Origin of the sequence: Rothia sp. HMSC08A08 (assembly GCF_001808385.1) — a bacterium.
Lineage (GTDB): Bacteria > Actinomycetota > Actinomycetes > Actinomycetales > Micrococcaceae > Rothia > Rothia dentocariosa.
This window is the reverse complement of record NZ_KV793078.1, coordinates 155,421-173,538: the sequence shown is the minus strand read 5'-3', so window position 1 is coordinate 173,538 and position 18,118 is coordinate 155,421. Positions and strand designations below refer to the sequence as shown.

Sequence of the window (18,118 nt, the reverse complement as noted above, 5' to 3'; positions counted from 1 at the left end):
CTCGTACAGGGAAATCTCGTCGTATGCTTATTAGTGCTTATAGCAGGGGAGCGGTATCCATCCCGGTGCATAGCCGGTGCTGCGCTGTGAAGAACCCTCGCACAGGAGTACACCACAAACGGTATAGAATGGTGAACATGTCAAAACCCCTAATTCGCCTTCTCGGACAGGGCATTCGCTACGCCAGCACGCTGCGCGGCGGCGGATCAGCATTCCCCGGTCTCGTGATGGAAAAACTACACCCACGATTTGTTGCCGAAGAACTCGCCAAACTGCCCTATGGCGTCGTCGTCGTTTCGGGAACCAACGGCAAAACAACCACCACTAAAATGGCTGTGCAGCTCCTCGAAGCACAGGGACTCAAAGTCTTCACCAACCGTACTGGATCAAACTTCGTGCGCGGTGTGGCGGCGGCACTGCTCGGAGCCATGGATCTTAGCGGCAAACTCGACGCAGATATTGCCGTACTGGAACTTGACGAAGCCCATGCTGTGCACTTCGTCAAAGCCGTCAAACCAAACTACGCATTGTTGCTGAACGTACTGCGAGACCAGCTTGACCGATTCGGCGAAATTGACACGACCCGCCGCATGCTCTCCACTGTAGCCGAAGCCACCACTGATACTGTGGTACTCAACCGGGAAGACCCGCGCATCCTCTCGCTTGCGCAATCCGTAAAAACCGGAACAAACATCAGCTACTTTGGGCTCAACGAAACGCTGCGTTCCTTCTTCCCCTCGGACGACGAAATGCGCGCCGGAATCAATAACAACCGCGGCGAACTTCCCCCCGCAGACGTTACCCTCACCGCGTTCTCAGGTACCAGCGCAACCTTCGATCTCGCCGGTGAAACCTGCGAAGGAAACATCAACCTCTACGGTATTTACAATATCTACAACGCCGCCGGTGCCATTGCCCTCACCCGTGCGGTTCTGGGCGAAAAACTCAACAAACAAGCCCTTATTGACGAACTCGCTAAAATAACCCCGGCATTCGGTCGCGGCGAAACCCTCAACATCAATGGCCGCCCGCTGCAGCTTCTGCTTGTTAAGAACCCCAGCGGATTCCGCCTCTCACTCGCCAGCGCAAGCGCAGACGACTACGCCACCATGATCACCATCAACGACCAATACGCAGACGGCCGTGATGTCTCATGGCTATGGGACGTAGACTTCGACTCACTGAGCGACACCGGTGTAGACATGGTCTCAGGGGTACGCGCCTGGGACATGGCGCTGCGCCTCGAACACGACGGTGTACGAGTGGATGACGTCAACGAAAACCTCAGCGAAGCCCTCAGGAAATTCATCACCACCAGCGGCGACGCACCCATGCGAATCTTCTGCACCTACACCGCAATGCTCGCCCTACGCGAAGAGCTCACCAAATTCACCGACGTCGAAAGGGTTTCGTAATGACCCACACCATTGCAGGAGAACCGGTTTCAAGCCCTAATAACGGCAAAACCCTGCGCATTCTTCAGCTATACCCCAAAGATATGAACATCTACGGGGACTGGGGAAACACCCTAGCGCTGGCACGCCGCGCACACGCCCACGGGTTCGACGTTGAAATTCTCGACTACAACCCCGGAGATACCTTCCCCGACGACGTCGATATTATTATCGGAGGCGGCGGCCAAGACTCCGGACAAACCGTAATTCAAGAAGACCTGCACGCCATAGGAGCTAAGCTCAAAAAGAATGCAGAAGACGGCATGCCCATGCTCGTGATCTGCGGGCTCTACCAGCTCTTCGGCAAAGAATTCCGCACCCACGAAGGCGAAACCCTCAAAGGTATTAACATCTTTGATGCCTACACGGTCGGCGGCAACGAACGTCTGATTGGCAACATCGTTGAAGACTCACAAGAATTCGGCACCATCGTGGGATTTGAAAACCACTCGGGACTAACCTACCTCGGCGCAGGATGCGAGCCCTTGGCAACCGTGACCAAAGGCGTAGGGAACAACTCGACAGATCATCATGAAGGCGCTCGCGTGCACAACGTGGTGGGTACTTACCTGCACGGTTCGCTTCTGCCGAAGAACCCGAAGATTTCGGACTATCTGATTGAGGCGGCAGCACAACGCAAATATGGGGAGTTCACCCCTGAAAAAATTGATGACTCGATGGTCGAAAAAGCGCGCGCATCCGCTATGAAACGCCCCCGCTAGGGCAGATACTCGCCACAACATCCAAACAAACCGCGGGGTGCACACCAAAACTTTGACGGTATGCACCCCGCGAAACGCAGGTATGAAACTATCCGAGAACCGCGCGAAACCGGTATAGTGTAAAAGTATTGTGACGTGGCAACAGGGCAAGTACGCCGCCACGGGCGAAGAAGAGACAAGGGAGATACGAATGTCGGGTCACTCTAAATGGGCCACTACAAAGCATAAGAAAGCCGCAATTGACGCTAAGCGCGCGAAGGCTTTCGCAAAATTCATTAAAGCTATTGAAGTTGCGGCTCGTATGGGCGGCGCAGATATTTCTGGTAACCCCGCACTCGACCTAGCCGTCTCCAAAGCAAAGAAAAACTCTGTACCCAACGACAACATTGATCGCGCTATTAAGCGTGGCGCTGGGCTCACCGGTGAAACCATCGACTACACCGAGATCCTATACGAAGCTCGCGGGCCCCAGGGCACCGCGCTCTACATCGAGTGCCTTACCGACAACCGTAACCGTGCGGCGTCAGATGTTCGCCTGGCAGTCACCCGTAACGGCGGCACCATGGCAGATCAAGGTTCGGTCGCCTTCCTCTTTGAACGCAAGGGCGTTGCCGAAGTTACCAAGACCGACGGTCTGACCGAAGACGATGTTCTTATGGCTGTGCTTGACGCAGGCGCCGAAGAAGTACTCGACGAAGGCGATGTCTTCACGGTTGTATCCGCTCCCACTGACCTGCCTGAAATCCGCAAAGCGCTGGATGAAGCGGAACTTGATTACAACAACGACGACCCCGTATTCCGCCCCACCATGCAGGTAGACCTCGACCTCGAAGGCGCTAAGAAATTCCTCAAACTTGCAGACGCCATCGAAGAACTCGACGACGTGCAGAACGTATACTCTAACGCCAACGTCTCTGCTGACGTCATGGAACAGCTAGAGGCAGAGTAAAAGCCTTTTAACCTCATGCCCGAGCACGGTTACAATGCGGTGCCAGACACCGGCATCGCAGCCACTCGGGCATGAACTATATACACAGCGCAGCCAGCGCAACAACGAAAGAGGACCATGAACGCATCTACGCAAGAAAACCATCCTCTTCGCAATGAGCCGCGCTCTGCTGGCGCCACCCGCATTATGGGTGTAGATCCGGGGCTTACCCGCTGTGGGCTTAGCATGATTGACATGACCGCCAACCGCAAAGCCAGCTTCATCAATGTGGGGATCGCGGGAACCGCCGCCGCTGAGCCTCTTGATGAGCGTATTCTGCGGATTTTTACCGTGACGCAAACCTGGCTTGATACCTATCAACCTGATGCTCTTGCTATTGAACGCATTTTTGCGCAGGAGCAGGTCAATACGGTGATTGGTACAGCCCATGCCTCTGGGGCGGTTATTTCTGCCGCAGCAGTACGCGGCATTCCGGTCTTCTTTCATACGCCTTCTGAAGTAAAAGCCGCCGTTACCGGCTCGGGGCGTGCAGATAAAGCCTCGGTTGGTCGTATGGTTACCAAGATTTTGGGGCTGGAAAAAATTCCTAAACCCGCCGATGCGGCAGACGCCCTAGCGATTGCAATCTGTCATGGCTGGCGCGGTGGCGGCATTGGTTCTGGCATTAATATGTCAGCGAATACGCAGACTCACCAGGGATCACGCCCAGTGCGTGCACAGCATGCGAAGCTGACACCGGCACAACGAATCTGGCTTGAAGCTGAGGCAAAGACACGACGCTAAACTTATATCGGAAATATTTTCGATAAAGATTGCTATAAACTGTACATTCAGAAAAATATTCTAATATACTGGATGATGGCACCCACGTTGGTAGGGTCCGCAAGGTAACAAGAGAGGGAAAAGATGATTGCGTCGTTAACGGGGCATGTAACCCATGTAGGGCTAGAGAGTGCAATTCTTGACGTCAATGGGTTTGGTATGCTCGTTCGGGCTACAGCACGTACCCTCTCAAATCTGCGCACGGGATCCACTGCAACCTTGTTGACCTCTATGATCGTGCGCGAAGACTCTATGACTCTCTACGGGTTTGCAGAACCTGCAGAGCGAGAGGTCTTTGAGATGATGCTCTCGGTTTCGGGGATTGGTCCGCGTATTGCCCTTGCCGTCTTGAGCGTGCATACTGCTACCGAGGTTGAGCGAGCCGTTGCAACCGGCGACGATAAAGCCTTTACCAAAGTTCCGGGGATCGGGCCGAAAAGTGCGCGGCGCATTGTGTTAGAACTGGCTGGTAAACTCATTTTGAGTGAAGGTCAGGCCGAAGAAAACGCTCCCGCCCAGGGCATCGCGTGGAAGCCTCAGGTTATGGATGCGCTCACCTCTTTAGGATGGAGCGAAAAAGACGCAGATGCCGCAATCGACGCTTACGTGCAGCATAACCCAGATGCAGAAAAGGAAGCCGTGAGCGTTGCCCTGCGAGGGGTACTTGCCTCTCTGGGGGCACAGAATACGGTGGGGCGGCATTAGCGGTACGCCAGTACCGTAGGCTAAGAAGACTTGGTGTTCTCTTCCATAAAGGACGATATTGTGACTCAGAATCCATACGATAACGCTACATCCGGTGGGTATGCGCCAGGGCAGGTTCCTGGGCAGCGTCTGGTTGCAATGGAAGAAGAACCTGAAGAGAAAATGATTGAGGCGGCGCTGCGCCCTAAATCGCTTGACGACTTCGTGGGGCAAAAGCGTGTGCGTCAACAGCTTTCCCTTGTGCTCGAAGCCTCGAAAATGCGTGGGCGCAGTGCCGACCATGTGTTGCTTTCCGGTCCTCCCGGGCTGGGCAAAACCACCCTGGCAATGATTATTGCCGCTGAGATGGAGGCACCGCTTCGTATTACCTCCGGGCCAGCGATTCAACATTCGGGTGATTTGGCTGCGATTCTGTCTTCGCTCACACCGGGCGAGGTACTTTTTCTTGACGAAATACACCGTATGAGCCGCCCGGCAGAAGAAATGCTCTATATGGCGATGGAAGATTTTCGTGTGGATATTGTGGTTGGCAAAGGTGCCGGAGCAACTTCGATTCCACTTGAGCTTCCTCAATTTACGTTGGTGGGTGCCACAACCCGGGCAGGCCTGCTTCCCGGTCCGCTGCGTGACCGTTTTGGTTTTACCGGGCACCTTGAGTTCTATTCTGTGCCTGAGTTAGAACTTGTACTTCGCCGAAGCGCCGGTTTGATGGATATGCGTATCACAAGTGAAGGATATGCCGAGATCGCCGGTCGTTCGCGCGGAACCCCGCGTATCGCAAACCGTTTGCTGCGCCGTGTGCGAGACTGGGCACTCGTCAATGATGTTCACGATATCAACTCTCATGATGCCGCGACCGCCCTTGATATGTATGAGGTGGATGCGCGCGGCCTCGACCGTCTAGATCGCGCCGTTTTAGAGTCTCTTATCCACAAATTCGGTGGGGGACCGGTGGGCCTTTCAACTCTAGCCATCGCGGTGGGGGAAGAAACCGAAACTGTAGAAACTGTCGCTGAACCATATCTGGTGCGTGAGGGTCTCATTGGTCGCACTCCGCGCGGGCGCGTAGCACTGCCTGCCGCCTGGGAGCATTTGGGGCTTGAGGCACCTGAAATTAGCCTCTAGTACTCGCTGTTGCTCAGCGAGATCGGAGACTAGGTACAGGCACTGTCTTTGTCGGGATATACCTTTGTGTGGGGTATAAGCTAAAAGTGGTGCGTTAGCTATCCGCATAAAAGGTGCCCGAGCATTGTCAAAACGGCGAATAATGCTTGAGAAAATCTACACGCAGATCATGAAACGAGTAGGGAAACACAACCCTCTCGCGTAGGATGGATAGGTAGTGCACAGATAAAACGTCAAAATATCCGTAGGAATTACCAACCTGCGGCGGTGGGCTTGCGCCTACGGAGAGGAAACATATGGACGTCAATTCGCTTATGATGATTCTTGTCGTCGTCTTTGCTGGGTTTTTAATTTACAGCAGTTTTAGGCGGCAGAAGCGTCAGTTCCAAGCGCTGCGGGATATGATCGCTTCGCTTAAACCCGGGGACGAAGTCATGACACGTGGGGGTCTATACGGCAAAATTGTCTCCGTTGATGCTGAGGCGCAGAAAGCCAAACTTGAGATTGCTCAAGGCACCGTCATCACCATTAACCCACACTCGATTGCGCAGGTTATTACGGCTGCTGAAGATTCTGCCGAAGGTGCTGGCGCATCCGAAGAAACAAGCTCTGACGTTTCAGAGACCAAAGAATAACTGGTCAAGGAGTTTCGCCGCTAAAAGGGGGAGCTCCTTATCTCATGCACATAAGAATATCTAGAACATAGAACTAGTAAGGGGCACATATGGCTAGGCGTTCACCGCTTGCAGCCGCGCGAGGCGCCCTCGTCTCGATGGTTTTGCTCATGATCCTTATGGCCGCTGGTATTTTCGGTACCACGCAAGCCGGTGGGTCGTGGGGAGCAAAACTAGCACTTGATTTATCTGGTGGTACCCAGATGATCCTCTCACCCAAAGTGAACGGGTCGAACGACACCAACGTTAGCCAGGAGCAGCTGAAACAGGCCGTTGAAATTATTCGTCAGCGCGTTGACGGTGCAGGCGTTTCGGAGGCAGAAGTTACAACGTCTTTCGGCTCCGGAAACAACGTTGTGGTTTCGGTTCCTGGAAATATCAGCCCAGAAACCCGTGAGCTTATTCAGGCATCCGCCAACATGACCTTCCGCGCGGTGCTGCAATCCTCATCGCCCGGTACAGCAGTACCTGAGGAATCACGCACTCCTGACGATAAACTCCCAAAGCCTACCGCAGAGCCACAGGAGGATAACGGTTCAGATACCAACTGGATTACTCCCGAGCTTTATAAAGAGTTTGAGGCTAAAGATTGCTCCGCGGGCAATAATGAAGAAGCGGAAGCGGCAGACCCCAAGAAAGCTATCGTGGCGTGCTCTACCGATGGCAACGAGAAATTCATTTTGGGCCCGGTAGAACTCAATGGTAACGATATTTCGACAGCAAGTCACTCGCAAGAAACTAGCGGGCAGGGCATTAACACCGGTCGCTGGACCGTGAATATTGAGTTCAAAGATGATTCGTCTAAATCGGCACGTGAAACTTTTAAGAACGTGACGGCCCGTTTGAACGCTATTCGCGGTCAGAACCCGAACGACCCCCGCAGCCGTTTCGCTATTATGCTCGACGGCAAGGTTTTGTCGTCGCCCGTCTCGCAGGCGGTTATCGCGGACGGCAAGCCGCAGATTACCGGTAACTTCTCAGAGCAGGAGGCTAAAAACCTTGCCGATCAGCTGAAGTACGGTGCTCTTCCGATTAGTTTCTCTATTCAGTCAGAGCAGCAGATCTCTGCAACTTTGGGCGCAGAACAGCTTAAAGTGGGTATTCTGACCGGTCTGATTGGTCTGCTTTTGGTCTTCGTGTACTCACTGTTCCAGTACCGTCTGCTCGGGTTTGTGACAATGGCTTCTTTGGTAGTTGCGGGCATTATCTCGTATGAGGCCATTGTGCTTTTGGGATGGGCCCTAAACTATCGCCTCTCCCTGGCGGGTGTTGCTGGTTTGATTGTGGCAATTGGCGCGACAGCAGACTCCTTCATTGTGTATTTCGAGCGTATTCGTGATGAGATTCGTGCCGGACGTACAATACCGGCGGCTGTCAGTCACGGGTGGAAGCGAGCGTCCCGAACTATCCTGGCTTCTAAAGCTGTAAACCTTCTGGCGGCAGTAGTGCTGTATGTGGTCTCGGTTGGTTCGGTGAAGGGTTTCGCATTTACCTTGGGTCTTACCGCGATCGCAGACCTGGTTGTGGTGTATCTCTTCACCCACCCCGCGCTTACTCTGCTTGCAAATACACGATACTTTGGCGAGGGGCACCGCCATTCCGGGCTTTCACCGGAATCCTTGGGGGCAGCGCCCCTATACCGAGGCGCCGGTCGTTTCCGCTCGTCAAAGGAATCTACACTCAGTATTGCGGAGCGTCGACGTGCTGAGCGCGCCGCCACTGCTGAAGAAGCAACAAATGATGAGAAGGAGGCGTAATCATGGCTGCTGAAGTTAAGCCTAATGTTTTTGCGCGCTTCGGTAATGACCTGCACTCGGGTGCTCGGTCTTATCCTTTCATCGGCAAGCGCCGCCTCTGGCTCTTACTTGCGGTTCTGTTGATGGTGGTATCTGTTGCCATACCGCTTGTAAGCGGTGGATTTAACCTGGGTATTGATTTCCGTGGCGGCTCGGAATTTGTGGTATCTCGAACCACCCACACTGAGGTATCTGAGGGCGAAAACGCCGTGAAAGAGCATGCACCCTCGGCATCGGATGTGCGTGTTACAAATATTGCCCCCGGAACTATCCGAGCTCAAATGAGCAAGCTCTCTGATAACGAAACCCTCAGTGTTAAGAAAGCTCTGCAAGATGCTTATGGTGTGAGCGAGAACGACGTAACCTCTTCTTACGTTGGTCCTACCTGGGGCGAAGATGTAACTCGCCAGGCATTCTTCGGGTTGATAGTGTTCGTGATCCTTGCACTGATCGGCATGGCGTTCTATTTCCGCACGTGGAAGATGTCGCTGGCCTCTATAGCCGGGTTGCTTTTTACCGTAGTTGTTACGGTAGGAATTTACGCGGCTCTCGGATTCGAGATTACCCCGAGTGCGATCATCGGTTTTTTGACGATCTTGAGCTACTCACTGTACGACTCGGTGGTGGTTTTCGATAAGATCCGTGAGAACACCGAGGATGCTTTCTCCCGTAAAGACAGGACATTTGCGGAAGACATTAACCTTGCGGTGAACCAGACGCTAGTGCGTTCAATTAACACCGCTATTGTTGGTGTTCTTCCGGTGGGTTCGATCCTCTTTATCGGCGCGTTTATGCTGGGCGCCGGTACTCTGCAAGATCTCTCACTGTCATTGTTCGTCGGTATTCTGGTCGGCATGGTCGGTACACTCTTCGTATCGGCGCCGCTTTATGGAACCCTACGTTTGGGCGAGCGGAAGATTCTCGCCCACACACGTAAGGTTGAGGAATACCGCGCGAGTGGTCAGGCAGAGGCGGATGCCGCATCTGAGGATGACGATGATAAACCGCGTAAACGCCGTAAACCGAGTTTTGAAGTCAACGTTATAAACGCAGACCAATAACTTGACTGGGGCATATAAGTGAATAATCATAGGGGGCGTTCTCACAAGAGCGCCCCCTATGGTTTATGTAACACCTACAATAAATCTTGAAAGTTTCACTACATGAGTTTGCCGCATTTGCACAACAGTGAGTAGGATAAATAAACACATGAGAGTCTCACTCAAGATATCGTAATATCGCAGGTTTTATGGTGATGCGTGGGTCGACGATGATTCTCAATACGTGGAGGGCACGAGGAAGAAGGCAGAAAGATGAGCGCAGCAGGATCTCCCGTAATCCCCGATAACGAAGGCGGCATGCAGACGCAGCCGCCTAAGAAAATTGTGCGTGGCTCTCACCGTGTGATGGCGGCATCCGGACGTGTGCCTAACCGTTTGGTTTTTGGTCGCCGCATGCTTTCAACATCTGGGGGAGCCAACGAAAGTGCGTCTGTACGTTTCTCACCGCTTTTAGCGCCTGTTGTACGCGCCGTGCGGAAATATCACCCCGATGAAGATATTCAAGTTCTGCAGCGTGCCTTTGAAATAGCGAATAAATATCACGAAGGTCAAAAGCGTAAAAGTGGCGATCCGTATATTACCCACCCCGTTGCCGTGACCGCGATTCTTGCTGAAATGGGCGCGACCGGTCCTGTCTTGGCAGCGGGGCTTCTGCATGACACAGTCGAAGACACCGAATACACCATGGAAGAGCTCACAGAAGAGTTCGGCGAAGAGGTTGCTTACCTTGTTGATGGTGTGACAAAGCTCGACAAAATGACCTATGGCGAGCACGCATCCATCGAGACTATTCGCAAACTCGTGCTATCGATGAGTAAAGATATTCGCGTGCTTCTTATCAAACTTGCCGACCGTCTGCACAATGCACGTACTTGGCGTTTTGTAGCCACAGGGTCGGCGGCGCGAAAAGCCGAAGAAACTCTTAAAATTTATGCTCCGCTGGCCCATCGCCTGGGACTCAACACCATCAAGTGGGAGCTTGAGGATCTATCCTTCGCCGCGATGAGCCCCGAAATATATGCCGAAATCGTGCGTATGGTGGGGGAGCGTACCCCTAAACTTGAAAAATTTCTTGATGAATCACGCAGCAAAATTACAGAGCGTTTAGACTCGGTGGGGCTTGAAGCTACGGTGACGGGCCGCCCGAAGCATTACTATTCCATTCATCAAAAAATGAAAACCAAAGGGCGTAGTTTTGACGAGATTAACGATATTCTCGCGGTGCGCATTATGGTCGAAACGGATGAACAATGTTACACCGTTTTAGGGCATATACTTTCACTCTGGCCCGCTATGCCGGGGCGTTTCAAAGATTATATTAAGAATCCTAAAAATAACAATTATCAATCATTACATTTGACGGTTTATGGGCCGGGTAATTTACCGTTGGAAATTCAAATCCGCACCTATAAGATGCATGAGGAAGCGGAATACGGTGTTGCCGCGCACTGGCGATATAAAGCGGCTTCGCGGGGTGAGAAAATAACCCAGCAGAAACACGAGCCGGGGGCGCATACCTCCGCCATGAATGTGGGGATTTTGCAGTCTATTGCCGAAATCTCCAATTCCAACCCTGAGTCAGATAAATTCTATGAGTCTTTGGCAGAAACTCTCGATACCGATGAAATCGTGGTGCTCACCCCCGACGGTGAAGCAATTGCTCTTCCCGCCGGGTCAACTCCTGTGGATTTCGCTTATGCTATTCACTCTGAAGTGGGGGATCGTACCGTTGGCGCTAAGGTGAATGGGCGCCTAGTGCCACTTCATACAGTGCTGCCCACGGGTTCAACAGTCGAAATTACGACCACCAAAAATGAGGACGCTGGCCCCAGCGAGGACTGGCTCAAATTCGTGCGTTCATCGCGAGCGCGAACAAAGATTCGTCAGCATTTCGCAAAAGAACGCCGTCTTGAGGCGCTGGATCGCGGGCGTGAAGCTCTCACTAAGAGCATGCGCAATAATGAGCTGCCGCTGCAGAAGATGATGAGCCCAGAGCTCATGACGCAGGTAGCTCAACAGCTGCACAAGAATGACGTTGCAACGCTGTACCGAGCAATTGGTGAGAACGAAATATCGCCAAAGCAGGTGATTGACTCTCTTGTCGAGCTCTATAATGGCGACCAGATTGAAGAATCTGAGGTTGAGGTTAGCGACTTTGATGAGACCCTGCTTAAGCAGACTCACCGTGCTGTCAGCGATAACGGCGTGGTCGTTCCAGGTGCTGAGGGCGTGCTGACGAAGATTGCGCGATGCTGCACACCGGTTCCGCCCGATGACATTATTGGCATGGTGACTCGGTATAACGGTATTTCAGTACATAGGCGCGACTGCCCCAATATGCGTAATGCTGATGATGAACCCCGTATTACCACGGTGGAGTGGGCTTCCTCACCTGATGCCATGTACCGCGTGCAGATTCAGGTGGAGGGTCTGGACCGTAAGGGTCTGCTCAGCGACCTCATCCGAGCTATTTCAGAGGCCGGAGTAAGTATTCTGGATGCGCGCGTGCACACCTCTGAGGATCGTACTGTCATCGACCGGTTTGCGGTTGAGCTAGGGGACAGGTTTATGCTGGAGCATGTCTTGAACGTTGTGCGCAACGTTGCGGGCGTCTATAAGGCGTATCGTCTCACCGGTGCCAAGCCAGCGGCTGCATAGTCTTACAGTAGGTGCGTGAAAATATCTGCTCAGAGTGTGTAAAGCGTGTAAGCAGGGCATAGCTTGGCAGATAAACACAAAAATTCCGGGGTCTCCCGATTGGGAACACCCCGGAATTTTTGTACCTTCGTAAGAAAGGAAGGAACAAGCTTTAGGCGTTGAAACCTTCAAGGGTTGCCGCCCAGGCGCGGCGCGCCTCCAAAGCCTCCTGCGCCTTGGCGATCTTCTTAGCATCGCCGGAGGCCTGTGCTGCCTGTAGCTCAGACTCAAGCTCGGCGAGCGAATCCTGGATCTGGGTGAGCAGCGAGTTTGCGCGGGCTGCCTTAGCGGGATCGTTCTTCTTCCATTTAGCGGCTTCTGCACCGTTGATTTCATCCTGAATCTTACGAAGTTCAGAATCTATACGGCGCAAATCTGCGCGCGGAACTCGACCGGCTGCATCCCAACGATCAAGGATCTTCTCAAAAGCCTTTTTAGCGGCAGAAATGTCGGTTACCGGCAACAGGGCGCGAGCTTCAACTAGCAGAGCCTCTTTAACCTTGAGATTCTCGGCATATGCTTCGTCCTGTTGTGCTTCGGCGGCGTTGCGGGCATCAAAGAAGACATCCTGAGCGGCACGGAAACGCGCCCACAGTTTATCGTCCTCACGGCGAGAACCGCGCGGAACTTCCTTCCAAGCACGCATCAACTTGCCGTATTCACGTGAGGTCTCAGACCAATCGGTTGAAGAAGACAGCTGTTCAGCGCGAGCGATCAGCTCTTCCTTCGCGCGTTTGATGCGGGCGTTACGGTCGTCAAGCTGCGAGAAATGCGCCCGACGGTTGCGGTCGAAGGTGGTGCGGGCGGCGCGGAATCGTTTCCACAGCTCGTCTTCAACTGATTTCGCCAAATGAATTTCACGCTGGGCTTGTTTCCACGCATCGAAGAGTTCGTTCATACGGGCGTGAGAATTCTTCCAATGGATTTTCTCAACATCCTGAGCCGCAATCTGCTCAGCCTCAGCAACGATCTCTTCGCGCGCCGCCAGAGCACGTTCACGGTTCTCGGCACGTTCCTGCTGCTGAGCCTCGCCCAGCTTAATAATGCGTTCGTTCAATGCGGACAGGCGCTCCTGCAAGCTTGCGTAATCGCCCACCATATTGCGCACACCAATTTGCGCACCGATGGAGGTGATACCCTTTTGCAGATCTGCCGCCGGGGAATTATTCTCGACACGCGATTCGAGCAGAGAGACCTGTGCCTCAACGTTCTCGAACTTGCGGGCGAAATATGCCAGAGCTTCTTCTTCGGAGGCACCGGGCAACTGCCCTACGGCGTACTCTTCACCCTCAACAATCACAAAAACATGACCGTCATCGGATACACGACCAAACTTACGTGCCTGCTCAAGGTTTACCTGGGTGTCGTCGGATTTAATAGTCACCGCTATAACTCTCATTCACTAGGGGCATGAAAAACCAATCGGAAGAATAGGCTCTATGTCATGCCGGGGAAACGTCTCATGGCTATAGGTCGAAACATATAGCGCATCTATACAGCATAGCGGGTGTATACAGTTTATACATCCTATAGCGGCATGTGACGCGCCAGAATAGGCGCGAAGTTTTGCGGTTCGCTGTGGGCGCATCCTTGCTATCATTAAAAGGCTGTGCGCGTCACATAATATGGCGCACATCTGATACCACGATTTCAAGGAGAGAAGCATATGGCTCGTAAGGCATCGCTGTCTGGTTTTCCGGAGTATTTACCGGCTGAACGACTTGTTGAGAACTATGTTCTTGACACTCTGCGTAAGACCTTCGAGCTTCACGGTTTTTCTTCGATTGAGACCCGTTCGGTTGAGACTATTGAGCAGCTTCTTCGCAAGGGTGATATTGATAAGGAAGTTTACTCGGTCTCTCGCCTGTTGGATGATAACGCCACTAAAGCTAAAGAAAAACTTGCTCTGCATTTCGATCTGACCGTGCCTTTCGCGCGGTACGTCGTTGAAAACGCCGGGTATCTGAATTTCCCATTCTCTCGATACCAGATTCAGAAAGTTTGGCGCGGCGAGCGCCCACAAGAAGGGCGTGCACGTGAGTTTACCCAGGCTGATATTGATGTTGTGGGTGATGGTGAACTGCCTTTCCGCTACGATGTAACCCTCGCTCTCGTTGTCGTGGATGCACTCTCAAAACTTCCTATTCCCGATTTCAAACTTCGGGTGAACAACCGCAAGCTTGCTGAGGGCTTTTATCTTGGGCTGGGACTTACCGATACAGCCGCGGTGCTGCGTTCCATTGACAAACTTGAAAAAATTGGCGCGGATGCGGTGGCGCAGGAACTTCAGCGTGAGGTTGGCGCCTCTGAAGAGCAGGCTCAGGCAGCCCTAGAGCTTGCGCAGATTCGTACCGAGGATTCATCTTTTGCGGCTCAGGTCCGTGAACTCGCTGAGCGGTACAAGGTTGGGCATGAACTTCTTGATCGAGGTGTTACAGAGCTTGCCGAAGTTATCGATGAGGCTGCCCGCCGCGCTCCCGGAAAAGTTCTTGCCGATCTATCTATCGCACGCGGGCTGGATTATTACACCGGTACTGTCTATGAGACTGTGCTCGTGGGACATGAATCTTTGGGGTCGATTTGCTCGGGCGGTCGGTACGAGTCGCTGGCCTCGAACGGGAAGAAAACCTATCCCGGAGTCGGGCTGTCAATTGGGGTAACCCGCTTGGTGGCGCGCATCCTCTCGCAGGGGTTTGCGCAGGCTACCCGTAAGGTTCCCTCTGCGGTATTTATCGCCCTCACTAATGATGAAGGCTGGTCTGCCGCTAACGATGTTGCTGATGCACTCCGGTCGCGTGGTATCGCCTGTGAAGTTTCGGCGAATGCAGCCAAATTCGGTAAGCAAATCAAATATGCTGAAAAACGCGGTATTCCCTTCGTATGGTTTATTTCGACGGAGGATGACGGCAAGCTGGCGCACGAGGTCAAGGATATCCGTTCGGGGGAACAAGTTGCTGCGGACCCCGCGAGCTGGATGCCGCCAGAAGAAGACCTGAACGTGCGTGTAGTGCCTGCCGAGAGCATCAGCTCATAAAATATTGAGGGTGTCGCCACACTATAGTGAGTGGCGGCATTACAATGGGAAAATGCGCACGCAGTGTGCGTATCTTAAAAATCAAGCGCATGCACCCGGCTACTGTCTATAGTCGTGAGGTGCCTGCAATGAAAGGAATGCAGTGCTTCGCACCCATACCAATGGCGAGCTCACCGCCGCCAACATCGGAGAAACCGTAACCCTCACCGGCTGGGTAGCTCGTCGTCGTGACCACGGCGGCGTAGCTTTCGTCGATTTGCGTGATCGCGCGGGCGTTACCCAGTGCGTGTTCCATAACGAAGATGATTTTGAACACCTACGCAATGAATACGTTCTGCGTGTAACCGGTCAGGTGACCAAGCGCCCTGAGGGAAATGAAAACCCGAATCTTGCAACCGGTGAAATTGAGGTTGAAGTTTCTGCGGTCGAGGTTCTCAATACTGCGGCACCGCTTCCATTCCAGATTGACGAGCATGTTGAGGTTGGTGAAGAGGCGCGTCTGCGCTACCGTTACCTCGATCTTCGCCGCCCCGAACCCGCTCGCATCATGCGCCTGCGTTCCGACGCTAACCGCGCGGCACGCAACCTGCTTGCTGATGACGGTTATCTAGAGATTGAAACCCCCACTCTTACCCGATCAACGCCCGAAGGTGCCCGTGACTTCCTGGTTCCTGCGCGTTTGGCACCTGGTTCTTGGTATGCGTTGCCGCAGTCACCTCAGCTGTTTAAACAGCTCCTGCAGGTGGGCGGCATTGAAAAGTACTACCAGATTGCCCGATGCTACCGCGATGAGGACTTCCGCGCGGACCGTCAGCCTGAGTTCACTCAGCTCGATATTGAGGCATCCTTCGTAGATCAGGATGACATTATTGACCTAGGCGAACGCATTGTCGAGGCTGTCTGGAACCTGATTGATGTGCATATTCCCCGTCCTATTCGCCGTATGACCTATACCGAAGCGATGGAGAAATACGGTACCGACAAGCCAGATCTGCGTTTTGGTCTTGAGTTGACCGAACTTACCGATTACTTTGCCAACACCACTTTCCGTGTGTTTAAGGCTCCCTACGTGGGTGCCGTGGTGATGCCTGGCGGTGCTTCTCAGCCGCGCCGCACCCTGGATGCATGGCAGGAATGGGCAAAGCAGCGCGGTGCGAAAGGTCTGGCCTATGTACTCGTGCAGGAAGACGGCGAACTGACTGGTCCTGTTGCGAAGAACATCACCGATGAGGAACGTGCAGGTCTTGCTGCAGCAACCGGCGCCAACCCCGGGGACTGCATCTTCTTCGCCGCCGGTGAAGCTAAACAGGCGCGTGCTCTGCTAGGCGCTGCCCGTGTTGAGATCGGCCACCGTACCGGCCTTATCAAGGACGGCGAGTGGTCGTTCCTGTGGGTAGTAGATGCGCCTCTCTTCGAGTCTGCCGCAGAGGCCACCGAGTCAGGAGATGTCGCGCTGGGGCACTCAGCATGGACTGCCGTGCACCACGCCTTTACGGCGCCAAAACCCGAGTTCTTGGATACCTTCGACAAGGATCCCGGTTCGGCGCTGGCATACGCCTACGATATTGTCTGCAATGGTAACGAGATCGGTGGCGGTTCTATCCGTATCCACCGCCGTGACGTGCAGGAACGTGTTTTTGCGGTCATGGGAATTGGCGAGGAAGAAGCACAGGAGAAGTTCGGCTTCTTGCTGGACGCCTTCAAGTACGGCGCACCTCCGATGGGCGGTATTGCATTCGGATGGGATCGCATTATCTCGCTTCTTGCGAGGGTAGATTCAATTCGCGAGGTTATTGCCTTCCCGAAGACCGGTAACGGCTATGACCCGCTGACTGCCGCACCCGCGCCGATCACGCCGCAGCAGCGCAAGGAAGCAGGCGTTGATTTCAAGCCGAAGAAGAAGGATGAAGACGAGAAGTAGTTCTTACTTGAAAATTCCTGCGTGTGAGCGCTGAGAGGAAAGCGGGCTGTAGATACACCAAGGTGTATATGCAGCCCGCTTTCGTCGTTTCGGCGCGCATTCGTGTATGGGTTAGCTATTCTGGAAAGAGTCCCCGTACGAAAGGCATGAACCTATGCGCATCCTCATGACAGGCGCCAGTGGCAGCGGCAAAACCACATTTGCCGGAAGACTTGGTGCGATTTTAGGCATACCGCATACCGAAATGGATTCTTTGCATTGGGGCGAGAACTGGACGCCCCGCCCCAGTTTTGAAGCAGATGTGGATGAGCTCGCGGCGCAGGATTCGTGGATTACAGAATGGCAGTATTCGCAGGTACGTGAGCGTCTTCTAGAGCGTGCTGATACCGTCATTTACCTGCATTATCCGAGATGGTTTGTTGAGCAGCGGGTTATTCGAAGAACCCTGCACCGAGCAGTGACTCGTGAAGAACTTTGGGCCGGAAATACTGAGCCGCCTCTGTGGAGCGTTTTTACCGACCCCGAAAATATGATTCGCTACACCTGGAGCAGCTACCCTAAATATGCGCCTCTGATGGCCGAAGCACGCAGAAATCACCCTGACAAACGATATATCGAATTCCGAACACCCCGTGAAGCAGAGAAATTTCTGCAAGCGGTACAGCTTCGCGGAAGTATCTGAACGTCTTATAAACATCGAAAGGCAGAGCATACCCATGCGAGTTATTTTGCAGCGTGTAAGCCGCGCATCCGTGCGTGTAGAGAATAAAATCGTTGGGGCGATTGAAGAAACCGGGTATCTTGCACTCGTCGGTATTACCCATGAGGACGGCGAGGCCCAACTGGCGAAAATGGCGGATAAGACCGCTAACCTGCGCCTTTTTGATGGCGAAAAATCCGCGCTTGAGGTTGATGCGCCCGTTCTCGCCGTTAGTCAATTCACGCTCTACGGAGATGCGAAAAAAGGCAGGCGCCCGTCGTGGTCGAAAGCGGCTCCGGGCGCTGTCAGCGAGCCGCTTTTTGAGGCTTTTGTCCAGAAGCTCCGCGCTATCGGGCTCCGTGTTGAAACAGGAGTTTTCGGCGCCGATATGCAGGTTGAACTCGTTAATGACGGGCCGGTAACCCTCATTCTCGATAGCGAAACCCTCTAGATACCGC

15 protein-coding genes are annotated in these 18,118 nt (G+C 53.4%); 14 read left to right on the top strand and 1 reads right to left on the bottom strand.

The features are described 5' to 3' along the window. The first annotated feature begins 128 nt into the window (after window positions 1-128). The 10 genes from HMPREF3164_RS08355 to HMPREF3164_RS08310 all read left to right on the top strand — a co-directional run bounded on the left by HMPREF3164_RS08355 (window position 129) and on the right by HMPREF3164_RS08310 (window position 11,966). Entirely contained in the window at window positions 129-1,415 is a 1,287-nt protein-coding gene (locus tag HMPREF3164_RS08355; protein WP_070450386.1) for a Mur ligase family protein, read from the top strand. Continuing rightward, a complete protein-coding gene (locus HMPREF3164_RS08350; RefSeq protein WP_013399141.1) occupies window positions 1,415-2,176 on the top strand; it encodes a type 1 glutamine amidotransferase in 762 nt (253 codons plus the stop codon). The genes HMPREF3164_RS08355 and HMPREF3164_RS08350 overlap by 1 nt, the downstream gene beginning before the upstream one ends. A gap of 190 nt (window positions 2,177-2,366) precedes the next feature. Then, the gene (locus tag HMPREF3164_RS08345; protein WP_041321796.1) at window positions 2,367-3,125 is read left to right on the top strand and encodes a YebC/PmpR family DNA-binding transcriptional regulator; all 759 of its coding nucleotides are present in this window, start codon (window positions 2,367-2,369) and stop codon (window positions 3,123-3,125) included. Between the two features lie 117 nt (window positions 3,126-3,242). Further along, window positions 3,243-3,908, top strand: coding sequence for a crossover junction endodeoxyribonuclease RuvC (gene ruvC, locus HMPREF3164_RS08340; RefSeq protein ID WP_013399139.1), 666 nt, complete (start codon window positions 3,243-3,245; stop codon window positions 3,906-3,908). 123 nt (window positions 3,909-4,031) lie between these two features. Continuing rightward, window positions 4,032-4,652, top strand: coding sequence for a Holliday junction branch migration protein RuvA (gene ruvA / locus HMPREF3164_RS08335; protein WP_070450383.1), 621 nt, complete (start codon window positions 4,032-4,034; stop codon window positions 4,650-4,652). A gap of 138 nt (window positions 4,653-4,790) precedes the next feature. Beyond that, entirely contained in the window at window positions 4,791-5,777 is a 987-nt protein-coding gene (gene ruvB / locus HMPREF3164_RS08330) for a Holliday junction branch migration DNA helicase RuvB (RefSeq protein WP_210398382.1), read from the top strand. Window positions 5,778-6,073: 296 nt separating this feature from the next. Next, window positions 6,074-6,412, top strand: coding sequence for a preprotein translocase subunit YajC (yajC, locus tag HMPREF3164_RS08325; RefSeq protein ID WP_048752078.1), 339 nt, complete (start codon window positions 6,074-6,076; stop codon window positions 6,410-6,412). Between the two features lie 89 nt (window positions 6,413-6,501). Next, window positions 6,502-8,208, top strand: a complete 1,707-nt coding sequence (gene secD, locus HMPREF3164_RS08320; protein ID WP_070450376.1) for a protein translocase subunit SecD — start codon at window positions 6,502-6,504, stop codon at window positions 8,206-8,208. A 2-nt stretch (window positions 8,209-8,210) separates the two neighbouring features. Further along, on the top strand, window positions 8,211-9,308 hold the full coding sequence (gene secF, locus HMPREF3164_RS08315; RefSeq protein ID WP_048754012.1) for a protein translocase subunit SecF: 1,098 nt from the start codon (window positions 8,211-8,213) through the stop codon (window positions 9,306-9,308). 252 nt (window positions 9,309-9,560) lie between these two features. Then, window positions 9,561-11,966 carry a RelA/SpoT family protein gene (locus HMPREF3164_RS08310; protein WP_070450373.1) on the top strand — a complete coding sequence of 802 codons (2,406 nt, stop codon included), beginning with the start codon at window positions 9,561-9,563 and terminating at the stop codon, window positions 11,964-11,966. 151 nt (window positions 11,967-12,117) lie between these two features. Here the strand turns inward: HMPREF3164_RS08310 and HMPREF3164_RS08305 are convergent, their stop codons facing one another. Continuing rightward, a complete protein-coding gene (locus HMPREF3164_RS08305; protein WP_238382381.1) occupies window positions 12,118-13,389 on the bottom strand; it encodes a DUF349 domain-containing protein in 1,272 nt (423 codons plus the stop codon). Window positions 13,390-13,671: 282 nt separating this feature from the next. Between HMPREF3164_RS08305 and hisS the strand changes: the two genes are divergently transcribed. The 4 genes from hisS (at window position 13,672) to dtd (ending at window position 18,111) form a co-directional block, all read left to right on the top strand. Continuing rightward, window positions 13,672-15,039, top strand: a complete 1,368-nt coding sequence (hisS, locus tag HMPREF3164_RS08300; protein ID WP_070450370.1) for a histidine--tRNA ligase — start codon at window positions 13,672-13,674, stop codon at window positions 15,037-15,039. A 142-nt stretch (window positions 15,040-15,181) separates the two neighbouring features. Continuing rightward, window positions 15,182-16,960 carry an aspartate--tRNA ligase gene (gene aspS, locus HMPREF3164_RS08295; protein ID WP_070450368.1) on the top strand — a complete coding sequence of 593 codons (1,779 nt, stop codon included), beginning with the start codon at window positions 15,182-15,184 and terminating at the stop codon, window positions 16,958-16,960. A 154-nt stretch (window positions 16,961-17,114) separates the two neighbouring features. After that, on the top strand, window positions 17,115-17,642 hold the full coding sequence (locus HMPREF3164_RS08290; RefSeq protein ID WP_048752089.1) for a P-loop NTPase family protein: 528 nt from the start codon (window positions 17,115-17,117) through the stop codon (window positions 17,640-17,642). A gap of 34 nt (window positions 17,643-17,676) precedes the next feature. Next, window positions 17,677-18,111 carry a D-aminoacyl-tRNA deacylase gene (gene dtd / locus HMPREF3164_RS08285; protein WP_048754016.1) on the top strand — a complete coding sequence of 145 codons (435 nt, stop codon included), beginning with the start codon at window positions 17,677-17,679 and terminating at the stop codon, window positions 18,109-18,111. Window positions 18,112-18,118: the final 7 nt, after the last annotated feature.